The organism is Achromobacter sp. FW305-C-28 (assembly GCF_058783235.1).
Window position 1 is genome coordinate 20,727 of record NZ_JBYSYL010000017.1, and the last position, 22,668, is coordinate 43,394.

The 22,668-nt window shown below is 65.4% G+C and carries 21 protein-coding genes; 14 read left to right on the forward strand and 7 right to left on the reverse strand.

Annotated features, from left to right (window positions below):
- Positions 1 to 5 precede the first annotated feature (5 nt).
- The 4 genes from AC3WMR_RS28615 to lpxC all read left to right on the forward strand — a co-directional run bounded on the left by AC3WMR_RS28615 (position 6) and on the right by lpxC (position 4,597).
- Positions 6 to 830 carry a cell division protein FtsQ/DivIB gene (locus AC3WMR_RS28615; RefSeq protein ID WP_492266550.1) on the forward strand — a complete coding sequence of 275 codons (825 nt, stop codon included), beginning with the start codon at positions 6 to 8 and terminating at the stop codon, positions 828 to 830.
- A gap of 4 nt (positions 831 to 834) precedes the next feature.
- The gene (ftsA, locus tag AC3WMR_RS28620) at positions 835 to 2,061 is read left to right on the forward strand and encodes a cell division protein FtsA (RefSeq protein WP_006217473.1); all 1,227 of its coding nucleotides are present in this window, start codon (positions 835 to 837) and stop codon (positions 2,059 to 2,061) included.
- Positions 2,062 to 2,247: 186 nt separating this feature from the next.
- Positions 2,248 to 3,432 (forward strand): cell division protein FtsZ, encoded by a 1,185-nt coding sequence (ftsZ, locus tag AC3WMR_RS28625; RefSeq protein WP_025136632.1) that lies wholly within the window; start codon positions 2,248 to 2,250, stop codon positions 3,430 to 3,432.
- 241 nt (positions 3,433 to 3,673) lie between these two features.
- Positions 3,674 to 4,597, forward strand: coding sequence for a UDP-3-O-acyl-N-acetylglucosamine deacetylase (gene lpxC / locus AC3WMR_RS28630; protein WP_025136633.1), 924 nt, complete (start codon positions 3,674 to 3,676; stop codon positions 4,595 to 4,597).
- 195 nt (positions 4,598 to 4,792) lie between these two features.
- Here the strand turns inward: lpxC and AC3WMR_RS28635 are convergent, their stop codons facing one another.
- Positions 4,793 to 5,200: a flagellar hook-length control protein FliK gene (locus AC3WMR_RS28635; RefSeq protein ID WP_175190689.1), complete on the reverse strand. Its 408-nt coding sequence runs from the start codon at positions 5,198 to 5,200 to the stop codon at positions 4,793 to 4,795.
- A 127-nt stretch (positions 5,201 to 5,327) separates the two neighbouring features.
- On the opposite strand from AC3WMR_RS28635, the gene AC3WMR_RS28640 reads away from it, so the two are divergent.
- The 6 genes from AC3WMR_RS28640 (at position 5,328) to AC3WMR_RS28665 (ending at position 13,621) form a co-directional block, all read left to right on the forward strand.
- Positions 5,328 to 6,311 carry a M23 family metallopeptidase gene (locus AC3WMR_RS28640; protein ID WP_492266565.1) on the forward strand — a complete coding sequence of 328 codons (984 nt, stop codon included), beginning with the start codon at positions 5,328 to 5,330 and terminating at the stop codon, positions 6,309 to 6,311.
- 177 nt (positions 6,312 to 6,488) lie between these two features.
- Positions 6,489 to 9,224 carry a preprotein translocase subunit SecA gene (secA, locus tag AC3WMR_RS28645; RefSeq protein WP_492266549.1) on the forward strand — a complete coding sequence of 912 codons (2,736 nt, stop codon included), beginning with the start codon at positions 6,489 to 6,491 and terminating at the stop codon, positions 9,222 to 9,224.
- A 13-nt stretch (positions 9,225 to 9,237) separates the two neighbouring features.
- On the forward strand, positions 9,238 to 9,957 hold the full coding sequence (locus AC3WMR_RS28650) for a VOC family protein (RefSeq protein ID WP_492266548.1): 720 nt from the start codon (positions 9,238 to 9,240) through the stop codon (positions 9,955 to 9,957).
- Between the two features lie 178 nt (positions 9,958 to 10,135).
- On the forward strand, positions 10,136 to 10,879 hold the full coding sequence (locus AC3WMR_RS28655; protein WP_492266547.1) for a GntR family transcriptional regulator: 744 nt from the start codon (positions 10,136 to 10,138) through the stop codon (positions 10,877 to 10,879).
- Entirely contained in the window at positions 10,876 to 11,868 is a 993-nt protein-coding gene (locus AC3WMR_RS28660; RefSeq protein ID WP_492266546.1) for a tripartite tricarboxylate transporter substrate binding protein, read from the forward strand. The genes AC3WMR_RS28655 and AC3WMR_RS28660 overlap by 4 nt, the downstream gene beginning before the upstream one ends.
- Positions 11,869 to 11,926: 58 nt before the next feature.
- The gene (locus AC3WMR_RS28665) at positions 11,927 to 13,621 is read left to right on the forward strand and encodes a thiamine pyrophosphate-binding protein (RefSeq protein WP_492266545.1); all 1,695 of its coding nucleotides are present in this window, start codon (positions 11,927 to 11,929) and stop codon (positions 13,619 to 13,621) included.
- 45 nt (positions 13,622 to 13,666) lie between these two features.
- Here AC3WMR_RS28665 and AC3WMR_RS28670 read toward each other — a convergent pair whose 3' ends face one another.
- On the reverse strand, positions 13,667 to 14,203 hold the full coding sequence (locus tag AC3WMR_RS28670) for a cysteine dioxygenase family protein (protein WP_492266544.1): 537 nt from the start codon (positions 14,201 to 14,203) through the stop codon (positions 13,667 to 13,669).
- A gap of 164 nt (positions 14,204 to 14,367) precedes the next feature.
- Here AC3WMR_RS28670 and AC3WMR_RS28675 point away from each other — a divergent pair, with 164 nt between their 5' ends.
- From AC3WMR_RS28675 to AC3WMR_RS28685, 3 genes are all read left to right on the forward strand, one after another.
- On the forward strand, positions 14,368 to 15,147 hold the full coding sequence (locus tag AC3WMR_RS28675) for an SDR family oxidoreductase (protein ID WP_025136642.1): 780 nt from the start codon (positions 14,368 to 14,370) through the stop codon (positions 15,145 to 15,147).
- Positions 15,148 to 15,233: 86 nt separating this feature from the next.
- Positions 15,234 to 15,692, forward strand: a complete 459-nt coding sequence (locus AC3WMR_RS28680) for an Lrp/AsnC family transcriptional regulator (protein WP_025136643.1) — start codon at positions 15,234 to 15,236, stop codon at positions 15,690 to 15,692.
- Positions 15,693 to 15,889: 197 nt separating this feature from the next.
- Positions 15,890 to 16,501 carry a gamma-glutamylcyclotransferase gene (locus AC3WMR_RS28685; RefSeq protein ID WP_492266543.1) on the forward strand — a complete coding sequence of 204 codons (612 nt, stop codon included), beginning with the start codon at positions 15,890 to 15,892 and terminating at the stop codon, positions 16,499 to 16,501.
- An 85-nt stretch (positions 16,502 to 16,586) separates the two neighbouring features.
- Here AC3WMR_RS28685 and pagP read toward each other — a convergent pair whose 3' ends face one another.
- The 4 genes from pagP to AC3WMR_RS28705 form a co-directional block, all read right to left on the reverse strand.
- Positions 16,587 to 17,141, reverse strand: a complete 555-nt coding sequence (gene pagP / locus AC3WMR_RS28690) for a lipid IV(A) palmitoyltransferase PagP (protein WP_492266542.1) — start codon at positions 17,139 to 17,141, stop codon at positions 16,587 to 16,589.
- A gap of 133 nt (positions 17,142 to 17,274) precedes the next feature.
- Positions 17,275 to 18,747, reverse strand: a complete 1,473-nt coding sequence (gene mgtE, locus AC3WMR_RS28695; protein WP_025136646.1) for a magnesium transporter — start codon at positions 18,745 to 18,747, stop codon at positions 17,275 to 17,277.
- A gap of 10 nt (positions 18,748 to 18,757) precedes the next feature.
- The gene (locus AC3WMR_RS28700) at positions 18,758 to 19,168 is read right to left on the reverse strand and encodes an acyl-CoA thioesterase (RefSeq protein WP_025136647.1); all 411 of its coding nucleotides are present in this window, start codon (positions 19,166 to 19,168) and stop codon (positions 18,758 to 18,760) included.
- A 97-nt stretch (positions 19,169 to 19,265) separates the two neighbouring features.
- Entirely contained in the window at positions 19,266 to 20,345 is a 1,080-nt protein-coding gene (locus tag AC3WMR_RS28705; protein ID WP_492266541.1) for a YeiH family protein, read from the reverse strand.
- Positions 20,346 to 20,493: 148 nt separating this feature from the next.
- On the opposite strand from AC3WMR_RS28705, the gene AC3WMR_RS28710 reads away from it, so the two are divergent.
- Positions 20,494 to 21,423, forward strand: coding sequence for a LysR family transcriptional regulator (locus tag AC3WMR_RS28710; RefSeq protein ID WP_492266540.1), 930 nt, complete (start codon positions 20,494 to 20,496; stop codon positions 21,421 to 21,423).
- Here AC3WMR_RS28710 and AC3WMR_RS28715 read toward each other — a convergent pair.
- Positions 21,401 to 22,597: a M20 aminoacylase family protein gene (locus tag AC3WMR_RS28715; RefSeq protein ID WP_492266539.1), complete on the reverse strand. Its 1,197-nt coding sequence runs from the start codon at positions 22,595 to 22,597 to the stop codon at positions 21,401 to 21,403. The genes AC3WMR_RS28710 and AC3WMR_RS28715 overlap by 23 nt on opposite strands.
- Positions 22,598 to 22,668: the final 71 nt, after the last annotated feature.

Consider the following 22,668-nt stretch of genomic DNA (forward strand, 5'->3'; position numbering starts at 1 on the left):
ACTCTGTGTGGAACGACGCTCGCACTACCAACCTGATTGCCAACACGCTAGCCGTGCTGGCGGTCTGCGCCATGCTGATCGCGGGCGTGGTGTGGGTAGCGCAACGCCCGTACTTCACGCTGTCGGCCATCGAACTGGAAGCCTCGCCGGAAACCGAGCTGCACTATGTGTCGCCGGGCGCCGTGCGTGCGGCGATCGCGGGGCGCTTCAAGGGCAACTTCTTCACGGTGGACCTGGACGACGCGCGCGAGATCTTCGAATCGGTGCCCTGGGTGCGGCATGCCACCGTGCGTCGCATCTGGCCCAATGTGCTGCGCGTGCGCATCGAAGAGCAGCAGCCGCTGGCGCTGTGGAACGAAAACCAGATGATCAACACCTGGGGCGAAGCGTTCACGGCCAACACGGGCGAGGTGGACGACGAAACGGTATTGCCGCAGTTCTCCGGGCCCGAGGGCACCGAATCGCTGGTGGTGCAGCGCTACGCCGAATTGGCGCGCTGGTTTGCACCGCTGGACATGCACGTCAAGCAGTTGGAGCTGAGCCCGCGCTATGCCTGGCGCGTGGTGCTGTCCAACGGCATGTTGCTGGACCTGGGCCGCGATCCGGGCGCCGATGCGCCGGACCCGCATGGCCTGCCCGGCGCGCTGCCGTTCGCGGCTCGCATTCAACGCTTTGTGCAGGCCTGGCCGGCCGTGGCGGGGCGCCTGGAAGGGCGCACCATCACGCAGGCCGACCTGCGCTATCCCAATGGTTTCGCCCTGGCGCTGGCCCCGTTGCCCGCGTCGGAAGCCAAATCCAAATCCACACCGAAACCTCCCAAGAAACGCTAACGCCATGACCCGTGACATCAAGGACCTTATCGTCGCCCTCGATATCGGCACCAGCAAGGTGGTGGCTGTGGTGGCTGAAATCTTGCCTGAAGGCCGATTCGAAGTGCTTGGCCTGGGCCAGCACGAATCGCGCGGCATGCGCAAGGGCGTGGTCGTCAATATCGAGACCACCGTTAACTCCATTCAGCGCGCGCTTGAAGAAGCCGAGCTGATGGCAGATTGCAAGATCCGCGACGTCTACACCGGCATCGCCGGCAGCCATATCCGCAGCTTCAATTCCAGCGGCATGGTCGCCGTCAAGGACAAGGAAGTCACCGCCACCGATGTCGCTCGCGTCATCGAAACCGCCAAGGCCGTGAACATCCCCACCGATCAGCAAGTGCTGCACGTGCTGACGCAGGAATTCATCGTCGACGGCCAGGAAGACATCCGCGAGCCCATCGGCATGAGCGGCCTGCGCCTGGAAGTGCGCGTGCACATCGTGACCGGCGCGGTCAGCGCTGCGCAGAACATCGTCAAGTGCGTTCGCCGCTGCGGCCTGGAAGTGCAGGACCTGATCCTGCAGCCGCTGGCCTCCAGCCTGGCCGTGCTGACCGCAGACGAGAAAGAACTGGGCGTCGTGCTGGTGGACATCGGCGGCGGCACCACCGACGTCGCCATCTTCACCGGCGGCGCCATTCGGCATACCGCCGTACTGCCGATCGCCGGTGACCAGATCACCAACGACATCGCGGCCATGCTGCGCACGCCGACGCCCGATGCCGAGGAAATCAAGCTGCGCTATGGCGTGGCCAAGCAAGTGCTGGCCAGCCCGGACGAGTCCGTGGAAGTGCCGGGGCTGGGCGACCGCGGTCCGCGCCAGGTCAAGCGCCAGGCGCTGGGCGCCGTCATCGAGCCGCGCGTGGAAGAACTGTTCACGCTGGTGCAGCAGGTGGTGCGCGATTCCGGCTACGAAGACCTGCTGGCGTCCGGCGTGGTGCTGACCGGCGGCTCTGCGCAGTTGCCCGGCATGATCGAACTGGCCGAGGACGTGTTCCTCAAGCCGGTGCGCGTGGCCGTACCCGAATACGAAGGCAGCCTGGCCGACGTGATGCGCAATCCGCGCTTCTCGACCGTGATGGGCTTGCTGCAGGAAGCGCGCATGCAGCGTGTGCGTGGCCGCAAGGTCGCCGCGCAGACGGGCAATTTCAAGAGCCTGCTGGCGCGCATGAAGGAATGGTTTATGAATTGAGGGGGGCAGGTTGGGGCCTGCTCCTTGGCGTGATCCGCAGCGGCATCGCGGGTCGGGCCAGAAGGGGAGGCGTCTCAAACCCGTTGCGGATCAAACCGGTCGGCTTCGGCTTTGAGGCGATTCACAAAATATAGGTTGTTGGGGAATTTTTGTGATTTGCAAAATCGGACTTGTGAGGGAGTCATCATGATGAACTTTGAGATGCTTGAGAACAACACCAAAGGGACCGTAATCAAGGTCGTTGGTGTGGGTGGTGCAGGCGGCAATGCCGTCGCGCACATGATTCGCAGCGGCGTGCACGGCGTGGATTTCATCTGCGCCAACACCGATGCGCAGGCACTGGCGGCGACCAACGCCCCGGTGCAGATCCGTCTGGGCCGCACGGGCCTGGGCGCGGGCGCCAAGCCCGAGCAAGGCCGCGCGTCGGCTGAAACCGCACGCGAGGAGATCCGTGCCGCCCTGAACGGCGCGCACATGGTCTTCATCACCGCCGGCATGGGCGGCGGCACCGGCACGGGCGCAGGTCCGGTCGTGGCCGAAGTGGCCAAGGAACTGGGCATTCTGACGGTGGGCGTGGTCACCAAGCCCTTCACGTTCGAAGGCAACAAGCGCCTGAAGATGGCCGAGGACGGCATTGCCGAACTCGCCAAGCACGTGCATTCGCTCATCGTGGTGCTCAACGAGAACCTCTATGAACTGATGGACGAGGACGCGACGCAGGAAGACTGCTTCCGTTCGGCCGACGATATCCTGCACAACGCGTGCGCGGGCATCGCCGAAATCATCAACGTCGAAGGTAACGTCAACGTCGACTTCGAAGACGTCAAGACGATCATGGGCGAGCAAGGCCAGGCCATGATGGGCACGGCATCGGCTTCGGGCGCTGACCGCGCCCGTGTCGCCGCCGAGCACGCCATTGCCTGCCCGCTGCTGGAAGGCGTGGACCTGAACGGCGCTCGCGGCGTGCTGGTCAACATCACTGCCAGCCGCTCGCTGAAGATGCGCGAAACGCGCGAAATCATGGAAACGATCCGCAGCTACGCTTCGGACGACGCGACCGTGATCTTCGGCACCGCCTACGACGAGTCGATGGGTGAAAACCTGCGCGTGACCGTGGTTGCGACCGGCCTGGGCCGTGCGCAGGCGCGTCCGCAACTGGTGCAGAGCACCGCTGAAGTGCTGCGTACCGGTACCGACAACATGCCCATGGGCACGATGCCGGCCGCCGGTCAGGGTGATTACCGCAATCTGGACATGCCGTCTGTCATGCGCAACCCGCGCAGCCAGGCGTCGGCCCAGGTGCGTGCACTGGAAAGCTCGGGTATGGATCATTTCGACATCCCGGCATTCCTGCGCAAGCAGGCGGATTGAACCTTGGGGCCTGATTCAGGCTCTATATGCACTCCCTCATCTCCGGCTTGCCTGTCCCCGCAGGCAAGCCGGAGGCGGAGCGGCCCGTGTTTCCCTTGCACGGTGTGAATAGGGGACGGTTTTATCGGTCGGTCCACACGCCCTTGATGGCGTTGGGAACCGGACAGAGTTACAATACGTCAGTTACGCCGGCAATCTCTTCTTAACTTGTCGGCTTCCTGGCTCAAAATACCTTAGTCTCATGTTCCGACAGCGCAGCATTCAGAATCTCGTCCGCACGACTGGTGTCGGCGTCCACTCCGGACGGCGGGTCGAGCTCACCCTGCGTCCGGCGGCGCCCAATACGGGCATCGTGTTCCATCGCGTCGATCTGCCCGAAGTCGTTGACTTGCCCGCGCAGGCGACGGGCGTGGGCGACACCCGCATGGCATCCGTGCTGCAGCAGGGCAATGTCCGCGTGTCCACGGTGGAACATCTCATGTCGGCATTGGCCGGCCTGGGCATAGACAACCTGCATATCGACCTCACTGCCGAAGAAGTCCCCATCATGGACGGCAGTGCGGCCACCTTTGTTTACCTGTTGCGCTCGGCGGGCATCGTCGAGCAGAACGCCCCGAAGCAGTTCATTCGCGTGTTGAAGACGGTGGAAGTGCGCGAGGGCGAAGGCCGCACCGAGAAGTGGGCCCGGCTGGAACCCCATGAAGGGTACGCGCTGGCCTTCTCGATCGACTTCCGCCACCCTGCCATCGACTCGACCGCCAATTTCGCCGAGATCGATTTCGCCACCCATTCGTACGTGCGCGAAATCGCGCGCGCGCGCACCTTCGGCTTCGTCAACGAAGTCGAAGCCCTGCGCTCGATGGGCCTGGCCCGCGGCGGCAGCCTGGACAACGCCATCGTCATGGACGAATACCGGGTGTTGAACAGCGATGGCCTGCGCTACGACGACGAATTCGTGAAGCACAAGATCCTGGACGCCATTGGCGACCTGTATCTGTTGGGCAAGCCCCTGGTGGCGCGCTATGTGGCGTGCAAGTCGGGCCACGGGCTGAACAACCAGCTGGCGCGCGCACTGCTGGCGCAGCGCGATGCCTGGGAATTGGTCACCTACGAATCGCAAGCCGCGGCGCCGCAGGCGTTCCGGCACGAATGGCAACTGGCTTGATGCCGGTTCGCCGCTAAGGGCGGTATCGCCGGGGACCGTCCCCGGCTGGTGTCCCGTCCTGTCCCCGGGATGGCACCTGTCGCCGTCCCTCCGCCTTCGGGTGCCATCCAGGTATTTCCCGAGGCATCATCCGGTCCGACAACTTGGTTTCGCTTGGTTTCCGGGCGAGCTGCGTGCCGGACAAGCCTGGCTATCTCAGCTACTCTTGTGGTGCTTCAAAAGCTTGGCGACGGCGTCGGCCAAGGGGCCGGGGCGCAGGGTGTCGTGCAGCGCTTCGAATGCGCCCAGGGCGGTGTCGCCCAGGGGCTGCGCCTCTTTCGGGGGGAGCGGCTGGCGGGCACCGGGCTTAGGCAGGCCGGCTTGTACCTTGACGGCAATTTCGTTAAGGTTCCAGCCTTGGTCCGACAAGGCCTGCGCGATGCGCGGGGCCAGTTGACGCATCTTCGCCGCGTGTGCGGCACTGGGCACCACCAGTTGAAGGCGCTGGTTTTCCAGCTTGCCTACCTGGCACACGGCGCCCAACGGGGCGGGCAGAATTGCCGCCACCGCATATTGGATTTGCAAGTGCTTGCGGGCGGTTGCCAGTACGCCGGCGCCCCGCATGTCATGACCCAGCCATCCCAGGGCGGTATTTTCTTTCCGCCGGCTGGAACTGGAACGTTGACGGTATGAAGTGGGTCTATTCATCCCGGCTCTAAGAATTAGGAAGCAAACCTTGAAAATCGTGATTATGCACGCCCGCGAAGGGCAGGACGGGCATTTCACCCTGGGAGGCGCACGATTGGCGTTGTTTCTGGGGGGCGCCCTGATGACCGCCGCCATCTTTGGCGCCGCGCTTCAGCGTTACCTTACTCCCATCCTGCCGGCGGTACACACGGTAGGGTGGCCGCTGTCCGGACAGCCGGGACGCGACGCCGATTTCCTGCGCGGCAACATGAATCTGCTGGCTGCCAAGGTGGGCGCGCTGCAGGCCAAGCTGGTCAGCATCGACGGGTTGGGCCAGCGGGTGGCTCAGGTGGCCGGGGTGGCCTATACCGATCCGGAAGTGGCCAAGCAACTGGCCGCGGCGCCCGCCGACGCGAACCACGCGCCCGAGGCGACCCAGGTCATGGACGACCTGTTCACCGATCGCACGCCGCCCACCGCGGCCTCGGCCGAAGCGCTGGGCCGCCAGCTGGACGAAATCCAGGAACGGCTGGCGCTGCAAACCGACAATCTCAAGCTGCTGGACGCGGCGCTGACCCGGCGTTCGGCCGATCAGGCCCGCATGCCCACGGCCATGCCCATTACCGATTATCCGTACCTCAGCTCGTCCTACGGCTGGCGCCGCAATCCCGTGACCGGGCGCCAGGCCATGCACGAAGGCCTGGACTTTGCCGCACCGCCGGGCACGCCCATCCTGGCCGCTTCGGGCGGGGTGGTGCTGGAAGCCAAGTTCCAGCCGGGCTACGGCAACATGGTTGAAATCGACCATGGCGACGGCCTGATCACCCGCTACGCCCACGCCTCGTCACTGCTGGTCAAGCAAGGTCAACTGGTCGAACGGGGCCAGCAGGTCGCCCGGGTGGGATCGTCGGGCCAATCCACCGGTCCGCACCTGCACTTCGAGGTCCGGCTGGCTGGACAACCGCTGGATCCGCGCCTGTTCCTCGGGCCGCAGCAACACGCGCCGCCCGCGGTGGCGCAGGTTGGCGCCAACGGCGCCGCGCGCTGAGGTCCGATCCGGGCTACAGTGCCAGCCTGGCCATAGGATCAGGCTATTGCGCTCCAGGTGCGTTAAACTGGTTCGTTTCCCAGCGGACCCCCGCTCAACCAAATAACATCAAGTCACGGGCGACGCTGCCCTCAGCCTGTTTGCGGGCGCGGCGTAGTTCGTGCGGCCGACATACGCATGGTTTCTCTGCTCAAAAAACTCATAGGTAGCCGCAACGACCGGCTGCTTAAGCAGTATCGCAAGCTGGTAACCCAGATCAACAGGCTTGAGCCCAAGATCTCCGCGCTCTCCGATGCGGAGCTGGCGGCCAAGACCGAGGAGTTCAGCTCCCGCCACGCCCAGGGCACTTCCCTGGACGACTTGCTGCCGGAAGCCTTCGCCGTCGTGCGCGAAGCCGGCAAGCGGGTCTTCGGCATGCGCCACTTCGATGCGCAGCTGCTGGGCGGCATCGCGCTGCACAGCGGCAAGATCGCCGAAATGCGCACGGGTGAAGGCAAGACACTGATGGCCACGTTGCCGGTCTACCTGAACGCGATCGCCCGCAAGGGCGTGCACGTGGTCACGGTGAACGACTACCTGGCCCGCCGTGACGCGGAATGGATGGGGCGCCTGTATCACTTCCTGGGCCTGTCCACGGGCGTGGTGGTGCCGCAGCAGCCGAACGAGGAAAAGAAGGCCGCTTACGCCGCCGACATCACCTACGGCACCAACAACGAATTCGGTTTCGACTACCTGCGCGACAACATGGAATACCGTGTTGAAGACCGGCGCCAGCGCGCGCTGTTCTACGCCATCGTCGACGAAGTGGACTCGATCCTGATCGACGAGGCGCGCACGCCCTTGATCATCTCGGGCCAGGCCGAAGACCACACCGAGCTGTACATCCGCATGAACGCGGTGCCGCCGCTCTTGACGCGCATGGCCAGCGAGCCCAAGCCGCAGGAGCCGGAACCCGAAGGCGACTACTGGGTCGACGAAAAGAGCCAGCAGGTCTATCTGTCGGAAGCCGGTCACGTCAACGCCGAGGGCATTCTGGCGCGCCTGGGCATTCTGCCCGAGGGCGAGTCGCTGTACGACCCGCGCCATATCGCGCTGATGCACCACCTGATGGTGGCGCTGCGCGCCAATTCGCTGTTCTTCCGCGACCAGCAGTACGTGGTGCAGGACGGCGAAGTCATCATCGTCGACGAATTCACGGGCCGCCTGATGGTGGGCCGCCGCTGGTCCGATGGCCTGCACCAGGCGGTCGAGGCCAAGGAGGGCGTGAAGATCCAGCACGAGAACCAGACGCTGGCGTCCATCACGTTCCAGAACTACTTCCGCATGTACGAAAAGCTGTCCGGCATGACCGGTACGGCCGATACGGAAGCGTACGAATTCCAGGAAATCTACGGGCTCGAAACGGTCATCATCCCGACCAACAAGCCCATGATCCGCAAGGACCAGAACGACCAGGTCTTCAAGACGGACGCGGAAAAGTACAACGCCATTCTCGAAGACATTCGCGACTGCCACGAGCGCGGCCAGCCGGTGCTGGTGGGCACCACCAGCATCGAAAACTCCGAGCTGCTGTCGGGCCTGCTGAAAAAGGCCAAGCTGCCGCACGAAGTGCTGAACGCCAAGCAGCACGCCCGTGAAGCCGAGATCGTTGCCGAAGCCGGCAAGCCGGGCCACATCACCATCGCCACCAACATGGCGGGCCGTGGTACCGACATCGTGCTGGGCGGCAGCGTCGATAAGCAGGTCGACCTGATCCGCGCTGACGAATCGCTGTCCGAAGCCGAAAAGAACGCACGCATCGAAAAGATCCGCGCCGACTGGAAACCGCTGAACGAGCAAGTGAAGGCCGCTGGCGGCCTGCGCATCATCGGCACCGAGCGCCACGAATCGCGCCGTATCGACAACCAGCTGCGTGGCCGTGCCGGCCGCCAGGGCGACCCGGGTTCGTCGCGCTTCTATCTGTCGCTGGAAGATTCGCTGATGCGCATTTTCGCGGGCGACCGCGTGCGCGCCATCATGGAACGCCTGAAGCTGCCCGAGGGCGAGCCCATCGAGGCGGGTATGGTGACCCGCTCGATCGAAACCGCGCAGCGCAAGGTGGAAGGCCGCAACTTCGACATCCGCAAGCAATTGCTGGAATACGACGACGTCGCCAACGACCAGCGCAAGGTGCTGTATTCGCAGCGCAACGACGTGCTGGAAGCCGCCAGTGTGGGCGCCACCGTCGAAAACCTGCGCGATGCCGCGGTGACCGAGCTGTTCAACACCTACGTGCCGCCGGAATCGGTGGAAGAGCAGTGGGACATTCCGGCCCTGCAAAAGGCGCTGGAAGCCGACTGGCAGATCCGTCTGCCGCTGGTCGAGATGCTCGAAAAAGAAGCCACACTGACCGACGAAGACCTGCGCGAGCGCGTGGTCGCGGCGGCCCGCGAGATCTACCAGGCCAAGGTCGAGCAGGTGGGCGCGGAATCGTGGTCGCAGTTCGAGCGTTCGATCATGCTGCAAGCCATCGACACGCACTGGCGCGAGCACCTGTCGGCGCTGGACTACTTGCGCCAGGGTATCCACCTGCGCGGCTACGCCCAGAAGAACCCCAAGCAGGAATACAAGCGCGAAGCCTTCGAACTGTTCTCGGGCATGCTGGACCGCATTCGCGACGACGTGGTGCGCGTGCTGATGACGGTGCGAGTGCAGTCGTCCGAACAGGTCGAGCAGGCCGAAGCCGAAGCCGCCCAGTCGCATGTGCAGAACGTGCAGTACCACCACTCCGACTACGACGAGGCCCTGGCCCAATCGGCCACGGAAGAGGGCGCGCAGCCGCAACGCAACGTGTTGCCCAAGGTGGGCCGCAACGATCCGTGCCCGTGCGGTAGCGGCAAGAAGTTCAAGCAGTGCCACGGCAAGCTGGTCTGACCGGATAGACGCCATGCTGCATTCCGTTGGCCACACCGAATTCGACCATGCCGTGGTCATGGTGCGCGACCGGCTGGATGCGCTGGCGCCGCATTTCGAGCGCCAGGGGTTTCACCTGAGCGATAAGGCGGTGCACAACCTGGGGTCGTGCAATCGCCTGATCGTGCTGGAAGGCACCTATGTCGAATTGCTGGGCTGGCCGCCCGGCGCGCCGCCAGCCCGCAAGGAGATCGCCGATTCTCCGTTCGGGCTGGAAGCGCTGGTGTTTCGCACGTATGACGCCGAAGCCACGCGCGAACGCCTGCTTGCCGCCGGCTTCGCGGTCAATCCCATGCAGGAATTGAGCCGGCCGGCCATGCTGGATGGCCAGGAAGTGCAGGCCCGTTTCCATACCGTGCGTTTTGCCGAGCAGCCGTTGCCCGGCATCCGCATGTATTTCTGCCGCCACCTGACACCCGAGTGCGTCTGGTCGCCCGAACTCATGGCGCACCCCAATGGCGCCCGCAGCCTGACACGCATCGACGCGCGCGCCGCCCAGGCGCGCCAGGTGGCTGAGCGCCTGGCCCTGGTGGCCGGCGTGAAGGCCGAAGCCGCCCCAGGGGGCTGGGAAGTGCCGCTGGCCAACCTGCGTATCCACGTGCAGGAAGACCCGTCGGCGACCATGCCGAGCTTGTCCACGCTGACGCTGGAAAACCGCGACGGCGCGCACTACACGCTCGATACCGGCCTTTGAGCCCCAGGCGGGGCCACCCGGCCGCGCGTCTGTTTTCCCCAATTCCACGCATTGCCCTATAAAAGGGGCGGATAGGTCGTGCCTGCGTTCCGGGCAAACCCGAGTTGCGAGGCAAAGTGTATGCACTTTAGTATGCACTTCATCCCTGCTTGGAGCGCCCTGGCGGCTGACCCTTCCGATGACGCAATCCCGACCCGCTGCCCGCACCTCGGCCGGACAGGCCGAGCTGTACAACGCCGTCAAGGCGATGGCGGTGCGCTTCGAGTTCAAGCCGGGCGAGCGCATCAACGAAGTGGACCTGGCCCGGCGCCTGAACGTGAGCCGTACGCCACTGCGCGAAGTGCTGAACCAGCTGATGGTCGAGGGATTCCTCACTCGGTCGGTGAACCGCGGCTTCATTGCCCGCTTGCTGGACGCCAAGCAGATCCACAGCCTTTATGAATATCGCGCGGTGCTGGAAGCGGGCATCGTGCGCGCGGCCTGCGAGCGGGCGACCGACGCAGAACTGGCCGAGCTGCGGGCGTTCGTGGAACGGTCGCGCGACGAGCCGGACGACAGCGAGGCCACCCGGCTGCTGGCGCTGGACGAAGCCTTTCACCTGACCCTGGCACGCCTGTCGCGCAACGAGGAATTCGTGCGGGCGCTGGAAAGCGTCAATGCGCGCATCCACTTCGTGCGCTGGATCGACATGCAGCAGGGGCGGCGTAGCCATACCCAGGGCGAGCACATGCGCATTGTCCAGGCGCTGGAGCGGCGCGACGTGGATGCCTTGCCGGACATGATGCGCGGCCACATCGGGCGCCGCCTGGACCAGATCACGGACGTCATTCGCACCGGTTTTTCCACGATTTACATGCGGGACCAGGCCGAACCCGCCACGGCAGCGCCGGCCAACACCACAACAGCAGGGGAAAGAACATGACCTACACATCGATCCGGCGCGCCTTGGCCGCCGTCTGCGCGCTGGCCGCGCTGGGAAGCGGCCTGGTGGCCGCGCCCGCGCGGGCAGCGGACGAAAAGCCGCTGATCCTGGTGGTGCCGTACCCGCCTGGCGGCAGCACCGACATCCTGGCCCGCATCATGCAGCCGCGCCTGTCGCAGGAACTGGGTGGCCGCGCGGTGGTGGTGGAAAACCGCCCCGGGGCCGCCAGCCAGATCGCCACTGCGTTCGTGGCACGTGCCGAGCCGGACGGCAGCACGTTGCTGGTCAGTTTCGACAACCACGGCATCAATCCCGCCGTGAAGCCCAAGCTGCCGTATGACACCTTCAAGGACTTCGTTGCCATCACCCAGACCGTGCGCTTTCCGTTGGTGCTGGGCGCCAACCCGGGGGTGCCGGGCGACAACCTGAAGGAATTCCTGGCGGCGGCCGCCAAGCAACCGCCCAACAAGTTCAACTATGCGTCGACCGGCGTTGGCTCGTTGAACCACCTGGCGCCCGAGGAACTCAAGCGCTTGTCCAAGGTGGACCTGCTGCACGTGCCCTATGGGGGCGGGGGGCCGGCCATCCAGGCCGTGGTGGGCGGCCAGGCCAACATGACCTGGCTGAGTTTTGCCGCGCTGCGCGGCCAGATCCAGGCCGGCAAGATCAAGCCCCTGGCCGTGGCCGGCGAGAAGCGCCTGCCCGACCTGCCCAACGTGCCGACGGTGGCCGAGTCCGGTTTCCCCGGATTCGTGGCGTATTCCTGGAGCGGCATGTTCGCGCCCAAGGGCACGCCCGACGCCACGATCAAGAAGCTGACCCAGGCATTCAACACGGTGCTGGCCGACCCCGACGTGAAGAAGAAGCTGCAGGAAGCGGGCTTCGAGATCGTGGCGTCCAACGGCCCGGCCCTGGATGCCTATGTGAAGGCGGAGTACGACCGCTGGAGCAAGTTCATCAAGAGCAGCAACATCAATCTGGATAACTGAGCGGACCGTGGCGGGACGCCCAGCGTTCCGCCCGGCCCGCGCATCGCGTGGAGAAGACATGGATAACTTGACCGGCGCCGAAGCAATGGTGCGGATGCTGCAACACAACGGCGTCAAACACATTTTTGGCCTGTGCGGCGACACCAGCCTGCCGTTCTACGACGCGCTTTATCGCCTGGACCACGGCATGCAGCACGTGCTGACTCGCGACGAGCGCAGCGCCGGCTACATGGCCGACGCCTATGCCCGCGTGACCGGCAAGGTCGGCGTCTGCGAAGGCCCGAGCGGCGGTGGCGCGACCTACTTGTTGCCCGGGTTGGTCGAGGCCAACGAGTCGTCGATTCCCGTGCTGGGCATTACGTCCGATGTGGCGGTGGGCTCGCGCGGCAAGTACCCGTTGACTGAATTGGACCAGGAAGCCCTGTACCGGCCGCTGACGAAATGGAACCGCACGATCGATCGCGCGGACCAGATTCCCGGCATGGTGCGCGCCGCATTCCGTGCGATGACGACCGGCAAGCCCGGGTCGGCGCACCTGTGCTTTCCGTATGACGTGATGAAGCAGCAGGTGGACGCGGCCGACGTGTGGGCGCAGCCCGAACACGCGCGGTTTCCGTCGCTGCGCTTCGCGCCGGACCCGGCCGACGTGGCGCGTGCCGCGCAGCGGCTGGTGGGCGCGCGTTCGCCCGTCATCATCTGCGGTGGCGGTGTGGTGATCGCCGGTGCCAGCGGCGCCTTGCAGGCATTGGCCGAAAGCTTGAAAGCCGCGGTCTGCGTGACCGTGAGCGGGCAGGGCAGCCTGGCCGACACGCATCCGTTGAATGCGGGCGTGGTGGGTTCCAACGGGGGAGTGATGGCGACGCGCGACGTGGTGGCTGCGGCCGACGTGGTGCTGTTCGTGGGGTGCCGTGCAGGGTCCACGTCGACCGAACACTGGCGCTTTCCGAATCGCGATGTGCCGATCCTGCACATCGACATCGATCCGATGGTGATCGGCGCCAACTACCTGACCGAGGTCGGCCTGGTGGGCGATGCCAAGCTGGCACTGGAAGCCTTGGGCGCCGAAGTGCAGGCGCGCCTGGCGCACCGGCCGTCCGATGCGGCGGATGGTGCCGTACTGGCAGGCCGTGCCAAGGCCGCGCGCCGGGCGCAGCTCGAACCCCTGGCCGCCAGCCTGGATGCGCCGATCCGCCCCGAGCGCGTGGTGCAGTCGTTGAATCGCCTGTTGCCCGATGACGCGGTGGTGTGCGCGGACCCGGGCACGCCTTGCCCGTACTTTTCGGCCTATTACGATGTCTCGCGCCCCGGCCGTCACTTCATCACCAATCGTGCACATGGCGCCTTGGGATTCTCGATGTCGGCGGCGCTGGGCGCCTGGGTGGGCCGGCCGCAGGCCAAGTGCGTGTCCGTGATGGGCGATGGCAGCTTTGGCTTCACGGTGGGCGAGCTGGAAACCATCGTGCGCCACAAGGCGCCGCTGCTGATGATCGTGTTTTCGAACTCGGTCTACGGCTGGATCAAGGCCAGCCAGAAGGCCGGCTACGACAAGCGCTACTACAGCGTGGACTTCGACCGCACCGACCACGCCCGTATCGCCGACGCCTATGGGGTGAAGGCCTGGCGGGTGGAAGACCCGGCCAAGCTGGACGCGGCGATCAAGGCGGCGATGGAGCATGACGGCCCGACGCTGATCGACGTGGTGGCGCAGCCGTTGCAGGACACGGCGGCGCCGGTGAGTCAGTGGATGGGCTGATGCGCTAACGACAACGGGGCCTGCGGGCCCTGTTTTTTTTCGCGTTCAGTGCGCCGCGGGCGTGGGCACCAGGTGATTGACGCCGGTGCACAGGTCGGCCTGGTCGACGCCGTAGATGTGCAGCGACACGGCGATGCCGGGGCCGGCGTTGCCCAGGCGGTGGATCTGGCGCAAACCTTGCGTGGCGGTGACGATGTCGCCAGGACGGCGACGGGCCTCGCCGCAGGCGATGGCGGCGGCCGCATCGGGATCCCAGCGGTAGTGGGTTTCGGCCAGCTCGCCCTGCAGGACCTGGTAGGTGCACCAGGTCTTGTGGCCATGTACCGGGCTGAATTGCCCCGGACGCCAGATCAGGTAGGCCACCGTGAAGGCGCCATGCGGATCGGCATAGGCAATGTGGCGGGTGTAGGTGTCGGCGCGACCGGCGCGCAGGTCTTCGGGCAGGCTTTGCAGCATGTCGCCGGCATTGGCGACGCTGGCGGCCAGGTCGCGCAGCAGGGCGCGTGCCGCATTCAGCTGGGCAGCCTGCACCGACTCGCAGAGCGAGCGCAGATCGGAGGCGGCAAGTTGGACAGAAGGCATGCGTATCCCCCTGAATGACAAGCCTTCATCTTAGGGATTTGCCGTGGAATGCCTTTGCCAAATTCGCCCGTTTGGCGGGGAAGATTGGAAAAAAATTCCATCCCGCAGGTCCCCCGGCGCTCCTATACTGATCCGCTTCTTGGCACAACTCTGGGGAGTCTGGCATGGATCTGGGTATCAGCGGCAAGACCGCATTGGTGTTCGGCGGTAGCCGCGGCATGGGCCGCGCGTGCGCCCTGCAATTGGCGCGCGAGGGCGTGGCGGTGACCATCGCCGCCCGCAATCCGCAGACGCTGGAACAGGCCGCGGCCGAGATTTCCCGCGAAACGGGCAACGGGGTGGGCTGGGTGTCGGCCGACCTGACGCTGGACTCGGGGCGCGAGGCCGCGCTGGCCGCGTGTCCGCATCCGGACATTCTCATCAATAACGCCGATGGCCCGATGCCGGGCGATTTCCGCGACTGGAGCCACGAGGACTGGATCGCCGCGCTGGATTCGATGATGTTGGGTCCCATCGACATGATCCGCCGCGTGGTGGACGGCATGATCGAGCGGCGCTTCGGGCGCATCGTCAACATCGTGTCGCGCAGCGTCAAGGCGCCGCACGCCGAGCTGGGGCTGTCCAACGGCGCGCGCGCGGGCCTGATCGGCTTTGTCGGCGGTCTGGCGCGCCAGACCGTGCGCCACAACGTGACCATCAACAACCTGTTGCCCGGCGCGTTCGCCACCGATGCGCAGGCCCGCCACATCCGCGGCATGCTGGAACAGACCGGCAAGACCTTCGAGCAGCTGTGGGACGAGCGCGGCCGCGCCAGCCCCGCTGGCCGCTACGGCCAGCCGGAAGAGCTGGGGGCACTGTGCGCCTATGTGTGCTCGGCGCAGGCCAGCTACATGACCGCGCAGAACATCCTGCTCGATGGCGGCGGCTACCCGGGCACCTATTGAGCCGATGGCCTGGCAAGGGTGTTCCACGGCTGGACGGGCGCAGGTCGACAGGGCAAGATTGGGCCGATATCGCTTGAGGAAACCCCATGGACCAGACGGACATCAAGATCTTGGCGTTGCTGCAGAAGGACGCCACCTGCTCGGTTGCCGAAATCGCCGAGCAGGTCAATCTGTCCGTCACGCCCTGCTGGCGCCGCATCCAGAAGCTCAAGGACGACGGCGTCATCGCGCGCAACGCCATCCTGCTGGACCCGCGCGCGCTGGGCTTGAACCTGACCGTGTTCGTGTCCATCAAGACCAGCCAGCACAATGAAAAATGGACGCAGAGCCTGATCAACGCGGTCATGGCGCTGCCCAATGTGGTGGAATTTCACCGCATGGCGGGCGATATTGACTACCTGCTTAAGGTGGTGGTCGAAGACATGGCGGCCTACGACCGCTTCTATCGCCGCCTGATCGCGGCGGTGGACCTTCTGGACGTCAGCGCCAGCTTCTCGATGGAAGTCATCAAGAGCACCACCGAACTGCCGCTGGACGCCGTCTAGCGCTGGGGCGGGGCGGCACCTCGGCAATCAGCCCGGGTGCGGGCCGCGCAATTTTTTTCCCCTGCGGCCCCTTCCCGGGAATACAAATTTCTTTCGGGGTGTTGCGAGACGGCAATCTCGCAATTCTTTTGCGCGGCAGGCGGCGTAGCATATCCGTCATTCCTCCTATGGAATGAACCGGGATATCAGAGGACCCTATGTCGTTGGCAGTACCCGCCGGCTGCGCCGGATTGGCGAAGACGCAACCTGCGTCGGTAGACGAGCTTTTGGCTGGATGGAACGGCACCGACGACCTGTGGGTGTTCGCCTACGGTTCCCTGATATGGCATCCCGGTTTTGCCTGGCGCGAGCGTCGCCTGGCGACGGTGCGGGGTTATCACCGGTCGTTGTGCCTGTGGTCGCACGACCATCGCGGTTCTCCCGACAATCCCGGATTGGTGTTCGGCCTGGACCGTGGCGGCTGTTGCCGCGGCGTGGCCTTCCTCATCGCCGCGAGCGACGTGCCGGCCGTTTTCCAGGCGTTGTGGCGCCGCGAGATGGTCACCGGCGCCTATACCCCCCGCTGGCTGGCCTGCCATACCGAGCAGGCGCCCGTGCGCGGCCTGGTGTTCCTCTTGAACCGTGCTTGCCAGGAGTACGCTGCCGACCTGTCCGATGACCGTCTGCTGACCTCGGTGCGCAACGCGGTCGGGCATTCCGGGCCTTGCCTGGACTACGTGGTGGAAACCGAAAGGGCCTTGCGAGCCCACGGCATTGACGACTGGCGCCTGGGCGAGCTGGTGCGCAGGCTGGGCTTGCAGCCCTGCTGATGCGTGGCCGGCAGGCCGCTGTCGACACAAAAAACGGGGCCTGTCGGCCCCGTAATATCAGACGAAATCCTGTGGCGTGGCCGCGTCAGAACGACCAGCGGCCAAACATGAACAGCACGTTGCCCGCACCTCGCGAACCCGGGATGTACGTGGCGTACAGCATGGTGTCCTTGTAGCCGGCCGAGACCAGCGGCAGTACGCCGGGGAACGGCACGTAGCTCATGATGTCGTGGCGCGCCGTCAGGAATACCGTGTAGCCGGCGCCCAGGCGGACGTTTTCGCTCACGCGGCCGATTTTCAGGAAGCCATATCCGGCGATGGGTTCGACCTTGCTGTGCGAGTCGAGAAACGCCATGGCGTACAGGCCCTGCCAGTCGCCGTCTTCGTCATAGATGCTGCGGCCGTAGCCGCCGCCCCAAGCCAATTCATTGAAGCTGTTGATCTTCTCGCGGCTGTACATGGCGCGGTTGTGCCACGCATAGCCGCTGAAGTAGAGGTCATTGCCGCCTTCGGTCCAGATCTGGTCGATCCGGTTACAGGCGGACTGCGCCCAGGAAGGCAAGTTGTCACAGGCGTGCGCGGCGGCGCTGAAGGTCGAGAGCAGCAGGCAAAAAAAGGCTGCCCGGAGTCTGGCGGTCATGGGTGGAACGAAAAATAGGATGACGATTCCGTTACTGTAACGGAGCGCCTTTCATATTTACTGTCACATAGCTGTCAAATGGCAGCGGATGACACCCGATGAAACAATGATGCGCACGCCCGTTGCGGACGCGCTACAGCAGGAAAATGGTCGCCAGCCCCAGGAAGATGAAAAAGCCCAGCGAGTCGGTGGCGAAGGTGAGCAGCACCGACGAGCCCATTGCCGGATCCTTGCCGAAGCGGGCCCGCAGCATGGGCACCAGCACGCCGACCGACGCTCCGACCAGCATGTTGCAGATCATGGCGGCCATCATGACCAGGGCAATCGACAGCGAATGCGAAATGGCCCAGGCGAACAGGGCGGCGACCACGCTGCCGCACAAGCCCACCATCAGGGTGACGAAGAGTTCGCGCTTGACGAGTTGCCACAGGTTGCGTCCGGTGATGCGGCCCATGGCCAGGGCGCGGATGATCAGCGTCATGGTCTGGTTGCCCGAGTTGCCGCCGATGCCGGCGACGATGGACATCAGGAATGCCAGGATGACGATCTGACTGACCGTGCCTTCGAATTGCGACGCCACGAACGACGCCGTGGCCGCGGTACAGAGGTTGAACAGCAGCCAGGGCGCACGGTTGCGCAGCGCGGTGCTGACGGGGGCGAAGATGTCTTCTTCTTGCAGACCGGCGCGCGACAGGGCCTGTTCCTGGGAGTCTTCGCGCATCACGTCGACGACGTCGGCAATGGTGACGCGGCCGATGAGGCGGCCCTGGTCGTCCATCACGGGGGCGGACACCAGATCGTAGCGTTCGAAGGCGCCAGCGGCGTCGGCGTCGGAGTCGAGCGGGTTGAGCGCCAGGAAGTCCGAATTCATGACCGCGCGCACTTCGGTTTCAGGTTCGCTGACCAGAAGGCGCGACAGTGGCAGGATGCCTTGCAGTTTGTCTTGCCGGTCGACCACGAAGATCTGGTCGGTGTGGTCGGGCAGTTCGTGCAGGCGGCGCAGGTAGCGCAGCACGACTTCCAGCGTGACGTCTTCGCGCACGCGGACCATTTCGAAGTCCATGATGGCGCCGACGCTGTCTTCCGGATAGCCCATGGCTTCCAGCAGTTGCGCACGCTCTTCTTCGGTCAGGCCCTTCTGGACTTCGGCGACGACGTCCGGCGGCAGGTCGGGCGCCAGGTCGGCCAGCTCGTCGGCATCCATGTTGCCGGTGGCGGCCACCAGGTCCTGGCGGTCCATCGCTTCGATCAGCGATTCGCGCACCCAGTCTTCGACTTCGAGCAGCACGTCGGCGTCGTGCTCGGGGCTGACCAGCTTCCAGATGGCTTGGCGTTCGTCCTTGGGCAGCGATTCCAGGATGAAGGCGATGTCCGCCGGGTGCAGGCCGTCGAGCAGGGTCTTGAGTTCAGCCTCGTGCTGGCGATGCACCAGGTCTTCGACCAGGGTGGCCTTGGCATCGCCTTCTTCCTGGCGATGGACCAGATCGGCGACCAGCTGCTGGCGGCGCAGGCGTTCCTGGACTTCCGCCAGGGCGTGTTGCGCGTCTTCCGGGTCGAGGCGACGGGGCGTCGCAGGCGGTTTCTGCGCGGCGGCGGACTGCGTCATGCGTTACGGCTCAAAGAATAGGGAGGGGGCGGCTGCGCCGCGCTTCGTCGGTGGCCACGTAGGTCAGCGTGGCTTCGGTGACCTTGACGACTTCGGCGTCCAGCCGCTGGCGTTCGGCGTAGACCTCGACGGACACGGTAACGGAGGTCTTGCCGGTCTTGACGACCGCGGCGTAGAAGCTGAGCAGGTCGCCCACGAAGACAGGCTGCTTGAACTGGAAGGCGTTGACGGCGACGGTGGCCACGCGCCCCGCTGCGCGGCGGGCTGCGGGGATGGACCCGGCGATGTCGACCTGGGACATGATCCAGCCGCCGAAAACGTCCCCGTGGATATTGGCGTCCGCCGGCATCGGCATGACGCGCAACACCGCGTCGCGATCGGCGGGCAAAGTCGTGAAGGGGGTTTTGGTGCTGGAGGTCATGCGGCCGGCTCCAATGCAAGGCAACCAGCCGATTATGCAGGAAAAACATGACCCCCGGGCGCGCGCCGGGGGGCTGTCGCAGCGGTTTATCGCTGGATCACGAAGCCAGCTTGACGATGCCGTAGCCGCCCACCAGCAGCCAGGCGTAGAGGATCAGGCCCAGCGCCATCACGCGGGGGCCGGCCTTGCGGATCTGGGCGAAGCGGGTTTCGATGCCCAGCGCGGTCATGGCCATGGTCAGTGCGAAGACGTCCAGGCGGCGGATGGCGGCTACGAGGTCGGCCGGGATGATGTTGAGCGAGTTGATGATGGCCAGGACCAGAAAACCGACCGCGAACCAGGGAATAGGCAGCTTGGCGCCCTTGGCCTGGCCGCCGGCGTGGCTGGCGGCGCTGCGCAGGTACAGGCCCAGCACCAGCAGCACCGGCACGAGCAGGGCAACGCGGGTCATCTTGACGATGGTGGCGACTTCGGTGGTGGCCGGGTCGATGTTGCTGGCGGCGCCGACGACCTGGGCCACTTCGTGGATGGTGCCGCCGATATAGATGCCCAGGGCCTGGGTGTCGAATTGAAGCCAGCCCGCGTGGTACAGCACCGGATACAGGAACATGGACAGGGTGCCGAACAGCACCACGGTGGCCACGGCCACGGCGCTTTTGTGCGGGGCGGCACGCAAGGTCGGCTCGAAGGCCAGCACGGCGGCCGCGCCGCAGATGGCGCTGCCGGCGGCGGTCAGCATGGCGGTGTCGCGGTCCAGGCCCAACAGGCGCTGGCCCACCAGGGTGCCGATCAACAGCGTGCCCACCACCACCGCCACCGACACGGCCAGCCCGGGCAGGCCCACGGCGGCGATCTGCTGGATGCTGATGTTCAGGCCATAGAAGGCCACGGCGATGCGCAGCAGGCGGCGTGCGGTGAAGTTGACGCCCACGCCCCAGTCGACCGGCATGGTGCCGCGCAGGAAGTTGCCGTACAGCATGCCGCAGACGATGCCGACGACCAGCGGCGAGAAACCCAGCTGGCGGATGGCGGGCAGGTCGGCCAGCTGCATGACGGCAGCGGCCATGAGGCCGACGAACAGCACGCCGTTGAGTTTGTCGCGCCAGGGAGTGGCGGTGGCCGCGGGGGCGGCGGTCGAAGAGGAAGAGAGGGCGGTGGCGCTGGTGGCGGAGCTCATGGCGGGCCTTTGGGCATATCTAAATAACTAGACGAAATATTAATTTCCGACCTGTTATTTGAAAAATCTTTATTTTGAATATGTAATATCAAGAATTCTGATATTTAATCGGAGCAACCGCCCTTTGCCCCCTTGATCGGACCCCTTCATGACCCCAGACCAACTGCTTACCTTTGCCGCGGTTGCCGATGCGGGCAACATCAGTCGCGCCGCGCTGGCGCTGCATCTGTCGCAGCCGGCGGTGTCCGGCCAGCTGCGGGCCTTGCAGGAATGGTTCGGCGAGCCGCTGTACCGCCGCAGCGGCCACGGTATTGTGCTGACCGAAGCGGGTGAGCGCCTGGCCGAGCAGGCGCGGCAGTTGCGCCAGGTATACCGGCAGGCGCAGGCCGTGCGCGAATCCTGGCGCGGGCTGGAAACGGGCGCGTTGCGCCTGGGGGCCAGCACCACGCCGGCCAGCTATCTGCTGCCGGCATTGGTGGCTGACTTCCGCCATGCCTTTCCGGCGGTCAGCCTGCATCTGTCCGATGGCAATACCCGCGAAATCGTCGAGCGCCTGCCAGCGTTGGACCTGGCCTTCATCGAAGGCGATGTCCCGGCCGGCCTGCCCGCCGACACGGCCGTGCACGCCTGGCGGCAGGACGAGGTGGTGGCGATCGTGCGGGCCGACCATGCCCTGGCGGGCAAGGGGGCGGTCACGTTGCGGGATCTGGCCGCGTCGGCGCTGGTGATGCGCGAACCGGGTTCAGGGGTACGGCGGCTGGTCGAACGCGCGTTTGCCGATGCCGGGCTGGCGCCGTCGATCGGGCTGGAATTGGCGGGAGTGGAAGGCGTGAAGCAGGCGGTGCGCGCCGGCTTGGGCGTGGGCTTTGTGTCGGCGATGTCGATGCGGCATGAAGACGGCGCGCTGGCGGCCTTGCGGCTGCTGCCCCGGCCGCTGACGCGCACCTTGAGCATCCTGGTGCCGCATGCCGATGCGGCGGCCCGCGCCGCCCGGCGCTTCCTGGCGATGTGCCTGGCGGTGGGGGCGGGGCAGGCCGTGAGCCAGGCCTGGATGATCAGGCCTTGGCCAGGCGCTTGAGCGCCAGTTGCACCCAGTAGGTGCCGCCCAGCGGCAGCAGGTCGTCGTTGAAGTCGTAGCTGCCGTTGTGCAGCATGCAGGGGCCCAGGCCGTGGCCGGCGGCGCGGTGGTCGCCCGTGCCGTTGCCGATCCAGACATAGGCGCCTGGCAGTTCCTGCAGCATGAAGGCGAAGTCTTCGGCGCCCATGGTGGGCTGGACGTGGTCGTTGACCATGTCGTCGCCGACGATGTCGCGCATGACGTCAGCACAGAAGGCGGCTTCGTCGGGGTGGTTGATGGTGGGCGGGTAGTTGCGCTGGAAGGTGAACTGCACTTCGCAATCCATGGCCGCGCAGGTGTGGCGCGCGATTTCTTCCATACGGCGTTCGATCAGGTCCAGCACGTCCAGCGTGAAGGTACGCACGGTGCCGCGCAGTTCGGCGTGGTTGGGCACGACGTTGTCGGCGCTGCCCGCGTGGATCTGCGTGATGCTCAGCACGGCGGCATCCAGCGGATTGCGGTTGCGCGTGATGATGGTCTGCAGCGACTGCGCCAGTTGCACGGCTGCCATGACGGGATCGATGCCCAGGTTGGGCATGCCGGCGTGCGTGCCCTTGCCCTTGACCACGATCGAGAATTCGTTGCTGGAGGCCATGATGGGGCCGGCGGTGACGCCGAACTGGCCGGGCTTCATGCCGGGCCAGTTGTGCATGCCGAACACGGCTTCCATGGGGAAACGGGTGAACAGGCCGTCGTCGATCATGCGCTTGGCGCCGCCACCGCCTTCTTCGGCGGGCTGGAAGATGACGTAGACGGTGCCGGCGAAGTCGCGGTGCTGCGACAGGTAGCGCGCGGCGGCCAGCAGCATGGCCGTGTGGCCGTCGTGGCCGCAAGCGTGCATCTTGCCTTCGTGCTTGCTGGCGTGGTCGAAGGTGTTGGCTTCCTGCATGGGCAGGGCGTCCATGTCGGCGCGCAGGCCGACGGCGCGTTCGCCCGGCTGGTCGCCGCGGATGATGCCGACCACGCCCGTGCCGCCCAGGCCGCGGTGGATCTCGATGCCCCATTCTTCAAGCTTGGCCGCCACCACGTCCGCCGTGCGGAATTCCTCGAAGGCCAGTTCAGGGTGCGCGTGGATGTCGCGTCGGATCTGGGAGATGTCGTGGTGCCAGGCGACGATGGGTTCGAGCAGTTTCATGGGAGGGATCAAGCGGAATTTGGGAACGCAACAAGGTTATCATCAATCAAAAGCCAATTTAATGGAGACAA

Bases quoted from the DNA above. Each gene is read 5' to 3' on its own strand.
- ftsA (WP_006217473.1), top strand. From the start codon at position 835: ATGACCCGTGACATCAAGGACCTTATCGTCGCCCTCGATATCGGCACC.
- ftsZ (WP_025136632.1), top strand. From the start codon at position 2,248: ATGATGAACTTTGAGATGCTTGAGAACAACACCAAAGGGACCGTAATC.
- lpxC (WP_025136633.1), top strand. From the start codon at position 3,674: ATGTTCCGACAGCGCAGCATTCAGAATCTCGTCCGCACGACTGGTGTC.
- AC3WMR_RS28635 (WP_175190689.1), bottom strand. From the start codon at position 5,200: ATGCGGGGCGCCGGCGTACTGGCAACCGCCCGCAAGCACTTGCAAATC.
- AC3WMR_RS28640 (WP_492266565.1), top strand. From the start codon at position 5,328: ATGCACGCCCGCGAAGGGCAGGACGGGCATTTCACCCTGGGAGGCGCA.
- secA (WP_492266549.1), top strand. From the start codon at position 6,489: ATGGTTTCTCTGCTCAAAAAACTCATAGGTAGCCGCAACGACCGGCTG.
- AC3WMR_RS28650 (WP_492266548.1), top strand. From the start codon at position 9,238: ATGCTGCATTCCGTTGGCCACACCGAATTCGACCATGCCGTGGTCATG.
- AC3WMR_RS28655 (WP_492266547.1), top strand. From the start codon at position 10,136: ATGACGCAATCCCGACCCGCTGCCCGCACCTCGGCCGGACAGGCCGAG.
- AC3WMR_RS28660 (WP_492266546.1), top strand. From the start codon at position 10,876: ATGACCTACACATCGATCCGGCGCGCCTTGGCCGCCGTCTGCGCGCTG.
- AC3WMR_RS28665 (WP_492266545.1), top strand. From the start codon at position 11,927: ATGGATAACTTGACCGGCGCCGAAGCAATGGTGCGGATGCTGCAACAC.
- AC3WMR_RS28670 (WP_492266544.1), bottom strand. From the start codon at position 14,203: ATGCCTTCTGTCCAACTTGCCGCCTCCGATCTGCGCTCGCTCTGCGAG.
- AC3WMR_RS28675 (WP_025136642.1), top strand. From the start codon at position 14,368: ATGGATCTGGGTATCAGCGGCAAGACCGCATTGGTGTTCGGCGGTAGC.
- AC3WMR_RS28680 (WP_025136643.1), top strand. From the start codon at position 15,234: ATGGACCAGACGGACATCAAGATCTTGGCGTTGCTGCAGAAGGACGCC.
- AC3WMR_RS28685 (WP_492266543.1), top strand. From the start codon at position 15,890: ATGTCGTTGGCAGTACCCGCCGGCTGCGCCGGATTGGCGAAGACGCAA.
- pagP (WP_492266542.1), bottom strand. From the start codon at position 17,141: ATGACCGCCAGACTCCGGGCAGCCTTTTTTTGCCTGCTGCTCTCGACC.
- mgtE (WP_025136646.1), bottom strand. From the start codon at position 18,747: ATGACGCAGTCCGCCGCCGCGCAGAAACCGCCTGCGACGCCCCGTCGC.
- AC3WMR_RS28700 (WP_025136647.1), bottom strand. From the start codon at position 19,168: ATGACCTCCAGCACCAAAACCCCCTTCACGACTTTGCCCGCCGATCGC.
- AC3WMR_RS28705 (WP_492266541.1), bottom strand. From the start codon at position 20,345: ATGAGCTCCGCCACCAGCGCCACCGCCCTCTCTTCCTCTTCGACCGCC.
- AC3WMR_RS28710 (WP_492266540.1), top strand. From the start codon at position 20,494: ATGACCCCAGACCAACTGCTTACCTTTGCCGCGGTTGCCGATGCGGGC.
- AC3WMR_RS28715 (WP_492266539.1), bottom strand. From the start codon at position 22,597: ATGAAACTGCTCGAACCCATCGTCGCCTGGCACCACGACATCTCCCAG.